We start from the raw sequence: 17452 nt of genomic DNA on the forward strand, positions 1-17452 counted from the left end.
TTTTGGGGCTCAGGCGGCGATGCTGCCGACGGCGGACAAGAACAGCTCAAGGCCATCAAGCGAGGGGCCGGTCAGCGCCTCCACGGCGTGCTCCGGGTGGGGCATGAGTCCCACCACGCGGCCGGTCTCATTGGTCACCCCCGCGATCGCGTTGACGGATCCGTTGAAGTTGTCGGTGTAGCGGAAGACCACCTGGCCCTCCCCCTCCAGGCGCTCGACCGTGGCGGCATCCGCCTGGAAACGCCCCTCGCCGTGCTTGGCGGGGACCAGGATCTTCTGTCCCTCCTCAAGGCGGTTCGTCCACGCCGTATCCGCGTTGACCACCTCAAGGTAGGTGTCCACGCAGTGGAAGTGCAGGCCTTCATTGCGGGTCAGGGCGCCGGGCAGCAGGTTGGCCTCGGTGAGGATCTGGAAGCCGTTGCAAATGCCCAGCACCGGCATGCCGCGCCCGGCGGCGTCGATGACGCTGCGCATCACCGGAGCCAGGGCGGAGATTGCGCCGGAGCGCAGGTAGTCGCCGTAGGAGAAGCCGCCGGGGACAACCACGGCGTCCACGGACTTCAGGTCGGCGTCGGCGTGCCACAAAGACACCGCCTCTGCGCCGGCAATGCGCACGGCGCGGGCGGCGTCACCATCGTCGAGCGTTCCGGGGAAGGTGATGACCCCAATCTTGGCGCTCACTTGGCCTCCTCGACGACCTCGAAGTCCTCGATGACGGTGTTGGCCAGCAGCGTGGCGGCCACCTTCTCAATGTCCGCCAGGCTCGCAGAGTCCGCGACTTCTAGCTCGAAGCGCTTGCCCTGGCGCACATCGGTCACCCCCTCCACGCCGATGCGGCCCAGGGCACGAACCACGGCCTGGCCCTGCGGGTCCAGGATTTCTGCCTTGGGCATGACGTTGACAACTACACGGGCCATTGATGATCCCCTTGCTCGCTTCAGGTTAGTTTCCCCCACAGCTTAACGCCGCCAGCGCCAGCGCAACACCACGAGTCCAACGGCCATGCATACCACCGCCACCACCGCAACATACGCCAGCGACCCGTTGAGCCCCCAGCGCGGCGGCAGGGCCAACTCTTGGCCCGTTCCTGCGATCCCGGCCAGGAAGGGCAGCCAGGGCTGCGCCCGGGTAACCCCCAGCGCATTTTCGATGAGCAACGCCCACACGGTCACCGCCCCCACCGCCAGGCCAGCCGAGCGCAGCACCGTGCCCACCGCCACGCCAATGCCCACCGCCAGGCCCGCATACAGGGGCATGGCCCACAGCGCGCGCAGGCCCGCCGCATCCCCGATGCTCACCGCCCCGTACACCTGGGGAAACAGGGCAGGCAGGGCGAGGAGAACCACAACAACCTCCACGAAAATGCAGGCCGCGGCGACGAGCGCGAGCCAGGCCCAGCGGCCCAGCAGCAGGCGAACCACCCCGACGCGAGCCAGCCGCTGCGGCGCCTCGGGGGCCGCGGCGCTGACGTACGCCGCACCGGCAGCCAGCACGATGACCCCCAGGTTGACCACCCAATACAGGGCCCCGCTCGTGCGCGCCGCCTGCACGGACAGCAGCCCACCCGTGGCGTTGATGCGGGTGGCCACCGTGGCCACCAGGGCGGTCACCGCCAGCGGCACGAGCACCGCCAGCGGGACGATGGCGCACCACAGCGGCCCGCGCCCGCCGGTTCTGATCCGCTCAACGTTCATCGCGGTTCCACACCTCCCGCAGCGCCGACTCCACGGCAGCGCAGTCCACGTCCCGGATCCGCCCGGCATCCACCAGCAGCGCCCGATCGCAGGTGCGCTCCACCTCTGCCAGGGCATGGGTGGCCATGATCACGATTTTTCCTTCCTCCCGCCAGGTGGCAAGCACCTCGCGCATCCACCACACGGCGGCCACGTCCATGCCGTTGAGCGGCTCGTCGAGCAGCAGGATCGGCGGGTCCGTCAGCGCCGCCGCCGCCACATCAAGGCGGGCGCGCAGTCCCGTTGAGAGCGTGCGGACCTGCGCGTGCGCGACGTCGGCAAGCCCGGACCACTCCAGCACCTCGGCGACGCGCCGCTTATCGACGCCCCCCAGCGCACCCACCCAGCGCAAGTGCCGGGTCACACTGTGGCTCGGGTGGGCCCCCACGCCATCGAGCACGCAGCCGATCGCCCCGCGCACCCGCACCGTACCGGAATCGGGGCGGCGCAGCCCCGCGATGATGCGCAGCAGGGTGGACTTCCCGGCGGCGTTGCGGCCCACCAGCGCGCACACCCCGGGCGCAAGCTCCACGGACACATCAGCGAGCGCCGGGGCACACGCGACGTGGCGCAGCTCAACCTCAGGCATTGCAGTGCAGCGGCAGCCCCACGGTGCGCACACCCTCGCACACCGAGGAGTTGGCCAGCTTCCAGTTGCCGTCGTAGACGAAGTGGATGCGCAGCTCAATGTCCGGCCGTCCCGCCGACCCGCTGCGCAGCGTGGCCGTCGCCTGCCCGCCGTCAAGCTCCAGCGGCCCGCTGATGCGCTTCCAGCCCTTTGGCGCGCGGAAGAGGCCCAGCCGGTAGACCGTCTGCGGCACGACCACCGCGGCGCGCCCGGCCTCCAGGTTGGCGGCCTTGGCGTCATCGGAGGCGTCCGTGGCCACCAGGAAGTGCACGATGGCGTTGAGGTCATCCAGGGTGGGCACCGGGTTGGTCACCCGAAAATCCGCCGGCAGCGGCGAGTCCGGTTCCCATCCCCGCGCTTGAGGCTGCGTTTCGGTGTGGGTCTGAGCCTGGGTCTGGGTGTGAGTCTGGGTCTGAGTGTGGGTGCGGGTGTGGGTGCGGTTCTGCTGAGGTGCCCGAACCAGTGCTTGTGGCTGTGACTGCATCTGCGTTGGGTCCTCGCGGAGGGGTTCCTGCTCCACCGACACGTCCGGCAGCTCCGGCGCGGTTTCTTCCGCGGTGGAGGTCTGCACCTGGGACCGCGCCTGGGTCTGGGGTTCGTGCGGCTGGACCTGTGGCTGGCTGACCATCCCCACCGCCAGCAGTATCGCCGTGGCACACGAGGAGGCGACCACTGAGACCACGACCGTGGGCCAGTGGATGGGCCGGCTCACCGCTTCACCGCCACCAGGGCAACTCCCGCCAGGTTGTCCTTGTTGGAGTTAAACACCCGGCGCATCTCCAGCACGCGGGCGCGCGCCTTCTTGTCCCGGGCGACGTTGAAGAGGATGCGCGCCACGCCGAGCACGCCTTCGTCGGCGAGGTTGCGCTTGGGCTCGAGCAGCGCCATGGGGGCGGTCTGCACGGCTTCGACCTCGAAGCCGTGGCGATCAAAGAGGTCGCGCCACTCGGCCACGGTCAGGGGCCGCGCGTTGACCTTGATGGCGCGCGCGAGGGCGCGGCGCAGTTCCAGCTTCTGGTCATCGGGAACATCGTCGGGGGTCAGCGCCAGCTCGTGGACGGCGTAGCGCCCGCCGGGGGCGAGCACGCGGCGGGCTTCCTCGACGATGGCGTCCTTGCCCTTGTCCCCCTGCATGGTCAGCATGGCTTCCCCGATGATGACCTCGGCAGAGGCGGCGTCAAGCCCGGTGTCTTGGGCGGTGGCGTTGACGGTGCGTCCGGTGCCGCTGACCACCTTCGCGGTGGCTGCGGCGGCCTGCGGGTCCTCGTCCACGCCGACATAGCTGGCGGGCTTCTTGTCCACGATCAGCGCCGCGGTGCGGCCGAGACCGGGGGCGAACTCCACCACTTTCTTCCCGGTGAGCTGGGCGTGGTCGAGCAGCCAGGTGGTCAGTTCCAGGCCGCCGGGGCGCAGGACGCGCTTGCCCAGCCGTGCGAGCAGCCAGTGGCCGGGCACATCCTCGGTCTTACGGTCCGCCATGGGTAGATGAGAATGTGGCATGTGCGCCATCCTTCACTGCAGGTAGTAGTTTTATTCTCATAATAGCCGTATTTAATGTGGGAGCCCAAAGTCCGCGTAGCGGGCCGGGTGCGCCCCCGCCCGCACAGCCGCATCGACTGCAGCAACAAAGTCGCGCGCCACCTCCGGCTCGCACAGGTTGCGCCCCGACGCCGACAGCCGCACGGTATTGCCCCGACTCGCCCCACGCCTGGCCGCCGTAATGAGGTTGCGCCGCCACCACCCGGGCGCCCCAAAGCCCTCCCCCACGGAGAGATTGCGGCCCCGCTCCAGCGCCCACCGGCCCGCCGGATCCCGGTACCACACCCCCTTGGTGCTGCCGACGACCCAAAACCCAAACTGGGGCACCACCTGGAGGGTGCCCTCGGACAGGCGCCACCGCGGGGGCGCAAACATGTCCGTGTCTAGGCCCAGGCGGTGCATCTGGCGCACCGCCCCAGCTAGCCGCAGGCGCGCCTCATGGGCCGGCAGCGTGGCAAACTCGGCACGCCTGCCCTGCACCGCCTGATCAAACCCGTTGAGGATCATCCCGTCGGCGTGGTCCTGGATAAACGCCAGCGTGGCGGGGTCCTTGGCCAGGTGCCAGTTCCCATCGATGTGGGGTGCGACCAGCAAAGATACCGGAACCCCGCGGTCGGCAAGCTGCGAGCAGACGGTGGCGACGGCGGGGCGGGTGGCGTCGAAAAGCGAAGAGATAGAGACAAGTAAACGCCCGGTCATGGGGGAATTGTCCCACGGCCGGGCGGTGTTGTCGCGGCTTACTTATCCGCGTGCGTGTTTTGGTAGGCCTCCAGGTTGATCTGGGGGGTGGGCTGGAGGCGCTCGTAGGCGGGGTTTTCCACCGAGGGGTCGCGGCGGAAGTCGCCGTGCTCATCGTCGTCCTCGTGGGGGACGTAGGGGTCCTCGCCGTGGAGGACGCGGCGCACCTGGTCCTGATCCACGGTGCCCGTCCACTTGCCCACCAGCAGGGTGGCCACCGAGTTGCCGGCGAAGTTGGTCAGCGCGCGGGCCTCGGACATGAACTTATCGATGCCCAGGATGATGTCCACGCCGCCGAGCAGGGCCGGCTTGTAGGACTGCAGGCCCGCGGCCAGGGTGGCAATGCCCGCGCCGGACACGCCGGCGGCACCCTTGGCCGCGATGATCATGAAGGCCAGCAGGCCGATCTGCTCGCCCATACTCATGGGCATGTCCATGGCGTCAGAGATGAAGATGGCGGCCATGGTCAGGTAGATAGCAGTGCCGTCCAGGTTGAAGGAGTATCCCGTGGGGACCACGATGCCCACCGTGGACTTTTCCACACCAATATGCTCCATCTTGCGCATGAGGTTGGGCAGCGCCGACTCCGACGAGGAGGTGGCGAAGATGAGCAGGAACTCCCGGCCCAGGTACTTGACCAGGCGGAAGATGCTGTGCCCGGTGAAGACCTTGAGCACCAGGCCCAAGATGACGAACACGAAGATGAAGCAGGTGATGTAGAACCCGAGCATGAGGTAGGCCAGCTGCCCCACGGCCTTGATGCCGCTGGCGCCGACCACGTGGGCGATGGCGCCGAACGCGCCGATGGGGGCAAGCCACAGGATCCAGCCCAGGATCTTGAACACCAGGCGCTGCAGATGCGCAACGAAGCTCAAGATCGGCTCCCCCTTGGGCCCCATAGACTGCACCGCAAAGCCGACAAGCAGCGCGATGAGCAGCACCTGGAGCACGGAGACGGTGTGCTCGGGGGCGTTGTAGGAGCCGGTGAACGCGGAGAAGAAGGAGTCCGGGATGATGCCGTGGACGAAGCCGGCGACGCCGCCGCCTTCCTCATTGTGCTCGATGGTCTTTTTCACCATCTCGCTCGGCGCGCCCGCGGCGTGCAGCCCGCCGCCCGGCTTGAGCACGTTGCCCACGACCAGGCCCACGAAGAGCGCGAAGGTGGACATGGTGATGAAGTACGCCAGTGCCATGCCGCCGGCCTTGCCTACCGACGCCGCCGCGCGCACGGACCCCACACCCAGCACGATGGTGCAGAAGATCACCGGCGGGACGATCATCTTGATCAGGCTGACGAACATGGTGCCCAGAATTTTGAAATTCTTGGCCACGTCCGGGGCAACGAGCCCCAGGACGATACCGGCGACCACGGCGATGATGACTCCGATGTAGAGCCAGTGGGTACGGTCCTTCGTGGGCTTCTTAGGCTCAGCAATTTTGATGGAGCCAGAAGACAGGTCCGTTGCGGAGGGTTTAACCATGATTTCTCGATTCTGCTTCTGCGACCAGTTGGTTTATTATGGCGCCCGCATAACCATGAGCCAATTCACTGGCATCCCCCGGGGGTAGCGCACGTCACGTACGCTGCGCGTTTCGCCCACAGGAGGGGGTAATTTTCCCAAATCCTGGGATGCCCAGTTCTGCACTCATGGGCCAAACTACCCCCATTTGGCTAGTCCAGTCGGCCGGTAGCGGTGTGCACGAGCCACGCATACTCAAACGCCGTCTGGCGCCACCGGGCATAACGCCCAGAGACTCCGCCATGACCGGCGGCCATCTCCGTCTTGAGCAGGAAGTGCCCGCCGGTGGCCGTCGCCCGCAGCCGGGCGATCCACTTGGCGGGCTCAACGTAGAGCACCCGCGTATCGTTCAGGGAGGTCACGGCCAAAATATTCGGATATTCCTGGGCCGTCACGTTCTCATAGGGCGCATAGGAAGCCATGTAGTCATAGGCCTCCGGGTCGTGCAGCGGGTCGCCCCACTCGTCCCACTCGGTAACCGTCAGCGGCAACTCCGGCTTGAGCATGGAGGTCAGCGGGTCCACGAAGGGCACCACCGCCTCGATGCCGCAGAAGCGATCCGGCGCCATGTTGGCCACCGCGCCCATGAGCAGCCCGCCCGCCGAGCCGCCCTCCGCGACCATCATCTCCGGGGTGGTCATGCCCTTGGCAATCAGCGCGTCGGCCACCGCCACAAAGTCAGTAAACGTGTTCTTCTTCTCCCCCATCTTGCCGTGGTCATACCAGCCGCGCCCCAGCTCGCCGCCGCCCCGCACGTGGGCGACCACAAAAATCATGCCGCGATCAAGCAGCGACAGCCGCGCCACGGAAAACCCCGGGTCCGTGGACGCCTCATAGGACCCGTACCCATACAGCAGCACCGGGTTGGCCACGGTGGTATCCACGTCGGCGCGGTGCACCACGGACACAGGAATGCCGTCCACCCACAGCCGGTAGGCGGTATAGTCCGCCGGATCGTAGCCGCCGAGGACTTCCTGCTCCTTGAGTAGTGTGCGCGCCCCGGTGGCCACCGCGACGTCGTAAAGCTGTGCCGGGGTGATAAAGGACCCGTAGGTGATGCGGATGACGGGGGCGTCCCATTCGGGGTTGCCCATCACCCCCACGGTGTAGAGCTCCTCGTCGAATTCGAGTTCCTTAAATTCCGTGTAGCCGCCCTCATCCAGCAGCATGATGGCCGCGCGGCCGATCCCGCCGCGGCGGTAGGCGGCAACGATGTGCCCGGCGTAGGTGTCCACGCCCTCGATGCGCACATCCTCGCGGTGCGCGATGATCTCCTGCAACTGACGCAGCCCGGGCAGCGGCTCATCCACCGCGCACTCGCCCACTGAAAAGTTCGGGCCCAGGGCATTGTGGGTGACCAGCCAGCGGTCCGATCCCGCCACCACGGCGTGATCGACGCTATATTCCACCCCGGCCTCGCGCTCCCACAGCAGCTCTGGGGCGCGCTCCGGATCCGCCGTAGGAATCACCCACGTCTCCGAGGTCAGCTTGGAGGCGGACTCGACCAGGATGTACTTTTCTGAGCGCGTGCCACCCACGCCGGTATTAAACCGGGCGTCCTCTTCCGTGAACACGCACACGTCGGCGCTTTGCGGGGTGCCCAGCCGGTGGCGCCACACCGTGTCCGGCCGCCACGCGTCATCGACGCGCTGATAAAAGATGTGGCTCTCCCCCGCCCAGGTCGCGCCGTAGAAGACGCCCTCGAGTTCGTCTGCAAGCAGCTCCCCGGTGGACAGGTCCTTGACCCGCAGGGTGAAGCGCTCATCGCCGCGGGTGTCCACGGAGTAGGCCAGGTAGCGCCCGGAGGTGGTCACCGCCGAGGCACCCAGGGAGAAGAATTCGTGGCCCTCAGCCAGCTCGTTGAGGTCCAAGATGACCTCCTCGCCGGAGTCCACGGGCAGCTGCGGCGGCACCCACGGGTCCCCATCAGGGTCCACGGCCACCCGGCAGGACACCCCGTAGCTCTTGCCCTCCTCGGTGCGCCCGTAATACCAGTAGTTCCCGGCGCGCTGTGGCACGGACATGTCGGTTTCTTTGATCCGGGAGCGGATCTCCTCATAGATGGCGTCTTGCAGCGGCTTGAGGTGCGCCGTTTCCTGCTCGGTGTAGGCGTTTTCTGCCTCCAGGTAGGCGAGCGTTTCTGGGGCGTCTTTGTCGCGCAGCCACTCGTAGTCATCCACGAAGGTCTTGCCGTGGGTGACGCGGTCCTGCGGGTGGATCGGCGCAATGGGGGGTGTTAGTTCTGCCATGGCGTCGATGGTACCCACGCGCTCACGGGCGTCACCCCGTGCAGCGAGGACAGCCACCACGCGTTGAGGTGTGCCAGTTGCGCTATCTCGACGGGCCGCTCGATGACCGCAGGCAGGCGCGTCAGCGTCACCGAGGCCAGCCGCGGGCCGGGCGGGACGCACAGCTGCCCGCGCCACTCGTAGACGATGGTCCCGCAGGCGGCCTCCACCAGCCAGCCATCGCGGTGCAGCACGGCGTCATCGCAGCCCTGGTTGCGGGCCTGGGCGCGCAGCCCAAGCTGCCACGGCATGTCCGGGCCCTTGACGGTGGGCCAGCAGCGCTCGTCGCTGCACGGCGGGATCCACAGCCGGGTCACACTGCGCCGCGCCGGCGCAGGCCGCCAGTCCATGCCCGCGGTCTGCCCGTCGAACCACACCTGCGGGAACCAGCGTCCCGCCCGCTGCGTGCGCACAGCCACCTCAGGCGGTTCAGTGCCGAACACCTGCCGGCAGCCGTCCCGCCAGCGCCGCAGGTGGGCGTCCAGGTTATACACCGCGCCGTCGGTGGCAAGCCAAGAATCCACGACCCGCATGTCAGTCAAACTCCACCGTCGCGATTGCCCGCAAGGCGGTGGCCTTGGTGATGATCTCCGCGTACTCCTCCTGCGGGTCCGACGCCGCCAGCACCGCCCCGCCCACGCCCCAACTTAAGGTCCCGTCGCGGGCGATCAGGGTGCGGATGGTCATGGCCAGCTCCGCCTCGCCGCCCACGCCGACCCACCCGAACGCGCCCGAGTACACGCCCCGCGGCTGGCCCTCAATTCCCGCCAGCAGCTCCATGGTGCGCACTTTTGGCGCCCCGGTCATCGACCCGCCAGGAAACGCCGCGCGCACCGCCACCCAGGGGTCCGTCCCCTCCAACTGCCCGGTCACGGTGCTGACCAGCTGGTGCACGCTGGGAAACGTCTCCACCTGGCAGAGTTCTTCAACCCGCACGCTGCCCGGCACGCACACGTGCCCAAGATCATTGCGCACCAGGTCCACGATCATGAGGTTTTCGGCTGCGTCCTTCGGGTGGGTGGCCAGGTCCGCGGCCAGCGCGGCATCGTCGGCGGGGGTGGCACCCCGCGGCCGGGTGCCCTTGATCGGCCGCGAGACAACCCTGCCGTCGCGCACGGACAGGAACGTCTCCGGGCTCGTGGACATCAGGGTGGTTCCGCCAATGCGCATGAAGGCGCCGAACTGGCTGGGGTGCGCGGCGCGCAGCGCCAGGTATTCGGCCAGCCCCACGCCCGGATCCGGCCCACTGAGCTGCGTGGTCAGGCACGCCTCATAGGTCTGCCCTTGGGCGATGAGCTGCTGAATCTCACGCACCTTGCGCACGTACTGCTCGCGGGTGTCCCGGCACCGCAGGTGCAGCTGCTTCGGCTCGCTTATCGACGCCTCCCCTTCCGGACGCAGGCGCTCCAGCCCCTCCTCGCTGAGGCTAAGCAGGTGCACCCCGTCCGGGCCGAATGCCACGCACGAATCCACCCACAGCCCTTCGGCCTGGCCCTCATAGGTCAGCCAGCCGACCCACCCGAGCACCGCCGGGCAGGGGCACGCGCTCGTGTCCGCGCGCATCATTCGAGGCGGGCCAGGACGCCCACACCCCACGAAGCTCCAGCCGGTCTCGCGGGCATCGTCAAGCCAAAAGCAATTGTCCTGGCCCACCAGATCCTGCGGGCGCAGGTCAAGCCGCCCCACAAAGCGATGCCACACCCGCGGCCGCTCAATCAGGCGCACAAAGTTAGCCAGCACCGCCCGCGCCTGCACCGCACCCGCAGACTCCGGATGAAATTGCACCCCCCACCAGGGCCGCTGGCGGTGCTCCAGCGCCATGATCGCGCCACTACTATCCCACGCGGTAGCAACAAGCTCCGCGGGCAGTTCGGTGACCCCCAGCGAGTTGTACCGGACTGCAGGAAAGGGTGACGGGAGGGCGTCGAAAAGCGGCGAAGAATCGTGCACAATGTCCACCACCTGGCCGTGCGCGGCAGACACCTGCTCCACGCGCCCGCCGCACACGTGCGCCATGAGCTGATGGCCCAGGCACACCCCCAGCACCGGCAGCCCGCTCTCCAACGCCTCCCGGCTAACCCCCACATCCGCGGCCACCCCAGGATGGCCCGGGCCGGGAGAAATCACAAAAGCATCCACGCCTCCACTGGGCAGCGGGCACTGGTGATCCGCTACGGTGACCTGCGCGCCGCACTCCTGCAACGCCGCCACGATATTCCAAGTAAAAGAATCCCGATTATCGATGACGTGGATGCGCAGCCTAGACGCAGGAGCCAACCCACTTACCAAACTTCTCGCCGGAAATACGCTCATAGGCCTCCACATAGCGCTCGCGGGTGGCCTCCACCACCGAGCCCGGCAACGCCGGCGGCTGCTCCCCCGACTTGCGGTCCCAACCCGACTTCGCGCTGAGCAACCAATTGCGCACAAACTGCTTATCGAAGCTCGGCTGCACCTTCCCCGGCTCATAGCCCTTCGCCGGCCAATAGCGCGAAGAATCCGGGGTCAGCACCTCATCTGCCAACACCAGCGTGCCGTCCTCCGTCACACCAAACTCCAGCTTGGTATCCGCCAACACCAAACCGTGCTCCTGCGCAATCGCGGCAGCCTGCTCATAGATGCGCAGCGTGGCCGCACGCAGCTCCTCCGCGCGTGCCTGCCCAATCTTGTCCACCACGTACTGAAAATCGACGTTTTCATCATGCTCGCCCTGCTCAGCCTTGGTGGCGGGCGTAAAAATCGGCTCCGGAAGGCGCGAGGCCTCAACAAGGCCCGCCGGCAGCTCATTGCCGCACACGGAACCGGTCTGCTGATACTCCGTGAGCGCAGAACCCGTCAGGTAGCCCCGGGCCACGCACTCGAAAGGAATCATGGTCAACTTCCGGCACACCATAGACCGGCCCAACACCTTTTCCGGGATGCACGGATCATCCGCCGCACCAGCCAAATGATTGGGGTAATCCAGGGCATCAAAGAAGAAGAAACTCATCGCCGTGAGGATTCGGCCCTTATCCGGGATCTCAGTATCCAAGATGTAATCAAACGCAGAGATCCGGTCAGAGGCCACCATCAACAGGTGGTCCTCATCAACCTCATAGATCTCGCGGACTTTTCCGGCCGAAACATGGGCGTACTCGGAGAGTTCAGGACGCATGCCAGGGAGTCTAACCCCGCCCCAACACGGACGGTAATTTAGCGCCTAGATGATCTCCCCACCGCTATACGACGCCGCCTGAGGATCCTCCTTGACCAGCTCCTCCACGCGGGCAACAACCCGATCAACCTGAGACTCCGCAGCCCCAATAAACGCGTGCCGATCCGCCAACGCCGCCTCCAACTGCTCGCGCGACAGCGGCAAACGATCATCCTCAGCCAGCCGCTCCACCAGGTTCTGCTCCGCACCGTTGTTGCGCATATCCAGAGCCATCGCCACCGCATTTTCCTTGATCACCTCATGGGCGGTCTCCCGGCCCACCCCGGCGCGCACGGCGGCCATCAAAATCCTGGTCGTGGCCAAGAACGGCAGATAGCGCTCCAACTCGCGATCAATCATCGCCGGGAATGCGCCAAACTCACGCAACACGGTCAGGAATGTTTCACACATCCCATCGAACGCAAAGAACGCGTCCGGCAGCGCCACCCGGCGCACCACCGAACAAAAGACATCACCCTCGTTCCACTGCTGCCCAGCAAGATCCGCCGCCATGGTGAGATAGCCGCGCAGGATCACCTGGAAGCCGCACACGCGCTCACACGACCGCGCATTCATCTTGTGCGGCATGGCAGACGATCCGACTTGCCCCTCCTTGAACCCCTCCGTGACCGTCTCATTGCCGGCCATCAGGCGAATCGTGTGCGCCAAAGAACTCGGGCCCGCACCCAATTGCACCAGCGCACTGACCGCATCCAGGTCAAGAGAGCGGGGGTAGACCTGGCCCACCGAGTCGAGGGTGCGCTCCACGCCGAGGTGCTGCGCGACCGCCGTCTCCAGCTGCGCCAGCGCATCCTCGCTGCCAAGCAGGTCGAGCATGTCTTGGGCGGTGCCCATCGGCCCCTTGATGCCGCGCAGCGGGTAGCGGCTCAGGAGGTCATCGACCCGCTCCACGGCGATGAGCATCTCATTGGCCGCTGAGGCGAAGCGCTTACCGAGCGTGGTGGCCTGCGCCGCAACATTGTGCGAGCGACCCGCCATGACGAGGCTCTCATACTGGTGGGCATGCTCAGCTAGGCGCGCCAGAATGGCTAACGCCTTGGATCGGACGATGCGCAGCGAGCGATAGATTTGCAGCTGCTCAACGTTTTCGGTGAGGTCCCTACTGGTCATCCCCTTATGAATGTGTTCGAAGCCGGCAAGGGCGTTGAACTCTTCGATGCGGGCCTTGACATCGTGGCGCGTGACGGCTTCGCGCCGCGCGATGGAGTCAAGGTCCACCTGGTCGATGACGGCCTGGTAGGCGTCGATGGCTTCCGTCGGAATGTCAACGCCCAGTGACTGCTGGGCGCGCATGACTGCAATCCACAGCTGCCGCTCCAGAACGATCTTGTGCTCCGGACTCCACAGCTGAGTCATTTCCGCGGATGCGTACCGCGATGCCAGGACGTTTGAGATCTTCATGGCCGCCATTATCGCACGCGGCTGGGCATCCTCCTGCGCTTATTCAGATAGTCGGCCTTATTCCTTATTCGCCCGGCCGTATCTTGGGCCCACCTGACCTTCCGCGGATCCCCGAGTGGGCCCTGCGGCTCAGTCACCAGCTGCTTGCCGTTGGGGAAGTGCCAATGGCACACCCCGCTGTGGCGCATGTGCAGACGAACATGCTCAAAGGTGACCTTGTTGTGGTGGTGCGGGCATAACGCCACCAGATTGGACAGCGTGGTGGGGCCGCCCTGCTCGAAAGCGATGACGTGGTGGAGCTGGACTCCGTGCTTACGCGTGCAGTCTGGGTAGCGGCAATGCCCATCCCGCAGCAGGGTCGCGGTGGAGAGGGCGTCGGGGGCGTCGTGAAGCGAACTGAGGTACGTGCCCACGTTGGTGAGGTCCCGGGAGCGGTCAATGCGCCGTGCCCAGTAGTCCTGCTGCGCGCGCGTGAGTTCGCCGTGGCCGAGCAGGTATTGCGGGCCGTCGGTGCCAAAGAAGTTGAGCACGCAGGTGAACGAAACCTTCTCCTCGATGAGGGCGAGCAGGGCCTCCCCCATGGTGCACGAGCGAGCCCTTGCCAGGCGCCGCAGCGCCACGAAGACCCGCGTGCCTTCCGCAACCGACATCTCGGCGGTAACCACCGTGCGATCGTCCGTGGTCGTAGCAAAGTCGACGGTGGGCTTCTGCGGTTCCGGCTGCTCCGGCTCCGGCGGCGGAGTCAGCGCGTCAACCAGCTGGCGCACCTTGTTGTATATCGCCCGCGGGCTGGGCAACAACTGGCACTGCGTCCGCGGCGTGAGATAGGCCACCAGCTGCGAATCAATGGCCCCAAGGACCTCATCCGGAGCCCCCAGACACCCACGCGCGATGGCGCACAAGCGGCGCATGCACAGGTGGTTGAGGGCCTTGCAGTGGGCCCGCAACAGTGGCAGCTGGCTCAACACGTCCATGGCCACCATGTTTTCCTCAACGGCACGACCGCTCAGGCCGCACTCCGCACCGAGTTCATCGCAGAATCCCTCACAGTCAACGGCCTCACGGAACGGCCCAAGCATGCTCTCCCACAACGCGATCTGCGCGCGGTTTGACTGCTGATACCACGCCGACGCCGGACTATCCGGCGCACAGCAAGAATAATATGGGTCGCCCATCTTCCCCCCTTCCCCTTTCGATCATCCTTTCCCCACACCCTACCACACCCCCACCCTCCCCCACATAACGTTTCTATAACGATCCGCAGGTTGGGGCCGGTGCGGTGGCAATCACACAAAAAAACGGATGATCGAAAGCCAGTCCTATATCTGGATGCGCCCCTCCACCGCCGGCAACGCGATATCACTCCGGTAGAAAGAGCCCTCCAGCTCAATCTGACCAATCACGTCATACGCGCGCTGCCGGGCCTGGCTCAGGCTCTCACCCGTCGCCACCACCGACAGCACCCGTCCCCCAGCCGACACCGGCCCCGGCGCCGTACCTGCATGCAACGTGTAGGCCTGCGGGGTGTCCTGCGGGATCGCCGTAATCGGATCACCCTTGCGGGGACTGTCCGGGTAACCCTGCGCCGCCAACACCACCGTCACCGCATAGCCGTCCTCCCACTCAAGCGGCGGCTGCTGCGCCAGCGTGCCGGTGGCCACAGCGTGCAACAATCCCGCGAGCGGGGTGCGCAGCAACGCCAGCACCGCCTGCGTCTCCGGATCCCCGAAGCGCGCGTTGAATTCCACCACCGCCGGGCCCTCTGGCCCCCACGCCAGGCCCGCATAGAGCAACCCCGAATAGGGGGTTCCCCGGCGCACCATCTCGCGGGCGACAGGACGGCATACCTCATCGACGATGCGCTCGACAGCCCCCTCCGGAAGCCACGGCAGCGGCGCATAGGCGCCCATACCACCCGTATTTGGGCCCTCATCGCCGTCATAGGCACGCTTATGATCCTGCGCCGGAAGCAGCGGAACCACCGTCTCCCCGTCCACCAGGCAGAACAGGGACACCTCCGGGCCGGGCAGGAAGGACTCGAACAGGACCGGATTGCCGGCCTGCAGAATCGCCTGGGCATGGGCGCGGGCCTTTTCTCTGGAGTCCGTCACCACCACTCCCTTGCCCCCGGCTAGGCCGTCATCCTTGACCACGAACATCGGGCCAAACTGATCCAACGCGGCCTCAACGTCGCCATCCGTGGGAGTGACCTGCACGGACTGGGCGGTAGCCACGCCCGCAGCGGCCATGACCTCCTTGGCAAACGCCTTGGAACCCTCCAGCGCCGCAGCCGCCTTGGAGGGGCCAAAGACCGGGATGCCCGCGGCCCGCAGCTCATCTGCAAGCCCAGCGACGAGCGGAGCCTCGGGGCCAATGACCACCAGATCGGGGTGGAGCTCGGCGGGGGCCACGGAGGCGTCGTGAAGCGTGGCGATGTCTGCCATCCCAGCGTTACCGGGGCTGACGTGGAGTTCCGTAACAAGGGGATCGCGGGACAGGGCGCGCAGGAGCGCATGTTCGCGTGCGCCCGCGCCGATGACTAGGATTCGCATGCCGCCATTCTAACGGCGGGCTAACCTGGGCCACATGGCTACAGTATTTAGCAAAATTATCTCCGGAGAACTGCCCGGCCGATTCGTCTACCGCGATGAGACCGTCGTGGCGTTTCTATCCATCGAACCGGTCGCCTACGGGCACACCCTGGTAGTCCCCGTCGCGGAGGTTGACCGCTGGACCGATCTGGATCCCGCCGTCTGGGCCCACGTCAACGAGGTGGCGCAGTGGGTGGGCCAAGCAATCATGGACGTCTTCGACTGCGAACGCGCCGGCCTACTCATCGCCGGGTTCGAGGTCCCGCACACCCACGTGCACGTGTTCCCCGCCAACGACATGTCCGGATACGACCTCTCCGCAGCCATGGACGCCAGCTCGACTGACGACGCCGCCATGGATGACGCCGCCACGAAACTGCGCGAAGCACTCAGTCGTCGCGCTTCCTAGCCAGCCGAATGCTGAAGGTGGAGCCCTCCCCCACGACGGACTCCACTCCCACGGTGCCGCCGTGCTTATCGATGAGCGACTTCACAATTGCCAAGCCCAATCCCGTTCCCCCAGAAGCCCGAGAACGCGACGTGTCAGCCCGATAAAAACGCTCGAAGATATGCTTGGTGTGATCCTCTGGCATGCCGCGGCCATCATCAATAACCTCAATGAGAACCTGGTTATTGCTCAGCCCCGTATAAGAAAGCCGCACAGTCACAGTCGCATCCGGGCCACCATGGCGCAAGCCATTAGTCACCAAATTCAGTACCACCTGGTGCAGCCGTGACGCATCACCTTCCACCAGCGGAATACCGGCCGCCTTATTTTCCACTCGCACCGTCCGGCCGGGGAACGCCGCACGCGCCGTCGACGCGACACCCAGCGCCAGCTCAAGAACATCCACGGTGGTAAATTCCAGCCGCTGACCCTCCGCCCGAGTCAACGCCAGCAGGTCCTCTACCAGCATGCTCATGCGCTTCGACTCGGCCTCAATCTTGCCGAGCACCATATCCACATCATCCGTGGCGCCACTACGATACAGCTCCGTATAACCGCGCAGCGACGTCAACGGGGTGCGCAATTCATGCGACGCATCACCCACAAAGCGCCGCATTTGCTCCTCTTTAGTCTTGGAATCCTCCACCGACTTTTGCAGCTGCGAGAGCATAATATTGAGCGCGTAGGCCAGTTGACCAACCTCCGTACTCACCGGCCACTGCGGAACACGCCGGCCCAAGTCACCATCCGCAATAGCCCGCGCCGTTGATTCAACTTCCCGCAACGGTCGCAGCGCAGTAAACACAAAATAGTACGCCAGCATGGCCATCACGGTCAGGACCATCAAACTAATTATTGTTTGCACCGCAGTAAGGCGAGCAACAATGCTGTCCTCGGTGGCCATATTCTTAGCCACCACCGTAATAACGCCGCCCTCATTGCTGACCATCGCCCGCCACCGGGACGTACCCCCCGACTGCGGATCCGACGACACCGTCTCCGGCCTGCCCGTATCCATTAATTCAGACAAATCTGGCCGGCCGCCGGCGCCATAAAACTCCTGAATCCGCCCGTTGGGAAAACGCCACGACACATAATACGCCGTGGGTACCCGCACCGCGGCAGGATTAGCCTGGAAAATCTGCGCATTACGCGCCCAGCCATTAATGGAGTCCCGCAGGTCATTATCTACGCGGCTTTCAATAACATTCCGCATCACCTGCGACACCGCCACAGACGTGCCAATAAGACCGGCACCGCTGATGGCCACCACAATGACCACCAGCCACACCCGCAGCGGGATGCCCCCCACCGCTTCCCGACGCCCCGTCGCCGTCGCCGTCACGCAGCCC

17 protein-coding genes are annotated in these 17452 nt (G+C 65.9%); 1 reads left to right on the forward strand and 16 read right to left on the reverse strand.

The window, feature by feature from the left end; translation table 11 throughout:
* Positions 1–9 precede the first annotated feature (9 nt).
* From purQ to purD, 15 genes are all read right to left on the reverse strand, one after another.
* Positions 10–681: a phosphoribosylformylglycinamidine synthase subunit PurQ gene (gene purQ / locus LH390_RS09600; protein WP_227281540.1), complete on the reverse strand. Its 672-nt coding sequence runs from the start codon at positions 679–681 to the stop codon at positions 10–12.
* On the reverse strand, positions 678–917 hold the full coding sequence (gene purS / locus LH390_RS09605) for a phosphoribosylformylglycinamidine synthase subunit PurS (RefSeq protein WP_227281539.1): 240 nt from the start codon (positions 915–917) through the stop codon (positions 678–680). Before purS ends, purQ begins: the two co-directional genes overlap by 4 nt.
* Positions 918–959: 42 nt before the next feature.
* The gene (locus LH390_RS09610) at positions 960–1694 is read right to left on the reverse strand and encodes a hypothetical protein (protein WP_227281538.1); all 735 of its coding nucleotides are present in this window, start codon (positions 1692–1694) and stop codon (positions 960–962) included.
* Positions 1684–2322, reverse strand: coding sequence for an ABC transporter ATP-binding protein (locus tag LH390_RS09615; protein ID WP_227281537.1), 639 nt, complete (start codon positions 2320–2322; stop codon positions 1684–1686). The genes LH390_RS09610 and LH390_RS09615 overlap by 11 nt, the downstream gene beginning before the upstream one ends.
* On the reverse strand, positions 2315–3073 hold the full coding sequence (locus LH390_RS11615; protein WP_311516962.1) for an MTB12 C-terminal domain-containing protein: 759 nt from the start codon (positions 3071–3073) through the stop codon (positions 2315–2317). The genes LH390_RS09615 and LH390_RS11615 overlap by 8 nt, the downstream gene beginning before the upstream one ends.
* On the reverse strand, positions 3070–3861 hold the full coding sequence (locus LH390_RS09625) for a class I SAM-dependent methyltransferase (RefSeq protein WP_227281536.1): 792 nt from the start codon (positions 3859–3861) through the stop codon (positions 3070–3072). Before LH390_RS09625 ends, LH390_RS11615 begins: the two co-directional genes overlap by 4 nt.
* A gap of 51 nt (positions 3862–3912) precedes the next feature.
* Positions 3913–4599, reverse strand: coding sequence for a DUF2334 domain-containing protein (locus LH390_RS09630; protein ID WP_227281535.1), 687 nt, complete (start codon positions 4597–4599; stop codon positions 3913–3915).
* A 38-nt stretch (positions 4600–4637) separates the two neighbouring features.
* Entirely contained in the window at positions 4638–6119 is a 1482-nt protein-coding gene (locus LH390_RS09635; RefSeq protein WP_227281534.1) for a cation:dicarboxylate symporter family transporter, read from the reverse strand.
* Between the two features lie 191 nt (positions 6120–6310).
* Positions 6311–8407 (reverse strand): S9 family peptidase, encoded by a 2097-nt coding sequence (locus LH390_RS09640; protein ID WP_227281533.1) that lies wholly within the window; start codon positions 8405–8407, stop codon positions 6311–6313.
* Entirely contained in the window at positions 8395–8970 is a 576-nt protein-coding gene (locus tag LH390_RS09645) for an aminotransferase class IV (RefSeq protein WP_227281532.1), read from the reverse strand. Before LH390_RS09645 ends, LH390_RS09640 begins: the two co-directional genes overlap by 13 nt.
* A gap of 10 nt (positions 8971–8980) precedes the next feature.
* The gene (locus LH390_RS09650) at positions 8981–10723 is read right to left on the reverse strand and encodes a chorismate-binding protein (protein WP_227281531.1); all 1743 of its coding nucleotides are present in this window, start codon (positions 10721–10723) and stop codon (positions 8981–8983) included.
* Complete coding sequence (locus tag LH390_RS09655; RefSeq protein ID WP_227281530.1) at positions 10707–11600, reverse strand: phosphoribosylaminoimidazolesuccinocarboxamide synthase; 894 nt, start codon at positions 11598–11600, stop codon at positions 10707–10709. The genes LH390_RS09650 and LH390_RS09655 overlap by 17 nt, the downstream gene beginning before the upstream one ends.
* A 45-nt stretch (positions 11601–11645) precedes the next feature.
* Positions 11646–13070, reverse strand: a complete 1425-nt coding sequence (purB, locus tag LH390_RS09660) for an adenylosuccinate lyase (protein WP_227281529.1) — start codon at positions 13068–13070, stop codon at positions 11646–11648.
* Complete coding sequence (locus tag LH390_RS09665; RefSeq protein ID WP_227281528.1) at positions 13070–14140, reverse strand: HNH endonuclease signature motif containing protein; 1071 nt, start codon at positions 14138–14140, stop codon at positions 13070–13072. Before LH390_RS09665 ends, purB begins: the two co-directional genes overlap by 1 nt.
* Positions 14141–14380: 240 nt before the next feature.
* Positions 14381–15613 carry a phosphoribosylamine--glycine ligase gene (gene purD, locus LH390_RS09670; RefSeq protein ID WP_227281527.1) on the reverse strand — a complete coding sequence of 411 codons (1233 nt, stop codon included), beginning with the start codon at positions 15611–15613 and terminating at the stop codon, positions 14381–14383.
* Positions 15614–15647: 34 nt separating this feature from the next.
* Between purD and LH390_RS09675 the strand changes: the two genes are divergently transcribed.
* A complete protein-coding gene (locus tag LH390_RS09675; protein WP_227288212.1) occupies positions 15648–16061 on the forward strand; it encodes an HIT family protein in 414 nt (137 codons plus the stop codon).
* On the opposite strand, the gene LH390_RS09680 is transcribed toward LH390_RS09675, so the two are convergent.
* The gene (locus LH390_RS09680; RefSeq protein ID WP_227324285.1) at positions 16042–17445 is read right to left on the reverse strand and encodes a sensor histidine kinase; all 1404 of its coding nucleotides are present in this window, start codon (positions 17443–17445) and stop codon (positions 16042–16044) included. The two genes, LH390_RS09675 and LH390_RS09680, sit on opposite strands and share 20 nt — an antisense overlap.
* Positions 17446–17452 lie beyond the last annotated feature (7 nt).

The organism is Corynebacterium uberis (assembly GCF_020616335.1).
GTDB lineage: Bacteria > Actinomycetota > Actinomycetes > Mycobacteriales > Mycobacteriaceae > Corynebacterium > Corynebacterium uberis.

Excerpts from the sequence above, each read along its gene's own strand:
- purB (WP_227281529.1), bottom strand. The coding sequence starts at position 13,070 with ATGGCGGCCATGAAGATCTCAAACGTCCTGGCATCGCGGTACGCATCC.
- purS (WP_227281539.1), bottom strand. The coding sequence starts at position 917 with ATGGCCCGTGTAGTTGTCAACGTCATGCCCAAGGCAGAAATCCTGGAC.
- LH390_RS09630 (WP_227281535.1), bottom strand. The coding sequence starts at position 4,599 with ATGACCGGGCGTTTACTTGTCTCTATCTCTTCGCTTTTCGACGCCACC.
- LH390_RS09615 (WP_227281537.1), bottom strand. The coding sequence starts at position 2,322 with ATGCCTGAGGTTGAGCTGCGCCACGTCGCGTGTGCCCCGGCGCTCGCT.
- LH390_RS09640 (WP_227281533.1), bottom strand. The coding sequence starts at position 8,407 with ATGGCAGAACTAACACCCCCCATTGCGCCGATCCACCCGCAGGACCGC.
- LH390_RS09655 (WP_227281530.1), bottom strand. The coding sequence starts at position 11,600 with ATGCGTCCTGAACTCTCCGAGTACGCCCATGTTTCGGCCGGAAAAGTC.
- LH390_RS09665 (WP_227281528.1), bottom strand. The coding sequence starts at position 14,140 with ATGCTTGGGCCGTTCCGTGAGGCCGTTGACTGTGAGGGATTCTGCGAT.
- LH390_RS09610 (WP_227281538.1), bottom strand. The coding sequence starts at position 1,694 with ATGAACGTTGAGCGGATCAGAACCGGCGGGCGCGGGCCGCTGTGGTGC.
- LH390_RS09625 (WP_227281536.1), bottom strand. The coding sequence starts at position 3,861 with ATGCCACATTCTCATCTACCCATGGCGGACCGTAAGACCGAGGATGTG.
- LH390_RS09635 (WP_227281534.1), bottom strand. The coding sequence starts at position 6,119 with ATGGTTAAACCCTCCGCAACGGACCTGTCTTCTGGCTCCATCAAAATT.
- LH390_RS09675 (WP_227288212.1), top strand. The coding sequence starts at position 15,648 with ATGGCTACAGTATTTAGCAAAATTATCTCCGGAGAACTGCCCGGCCGA.
- purD (WP_227281527.1), bottom strand. The coding sequence starts at position 15,613 with ATGCGAATCCTAGTCATCGGCGCGGGCGCACGCGAACATGCGCTCCTG.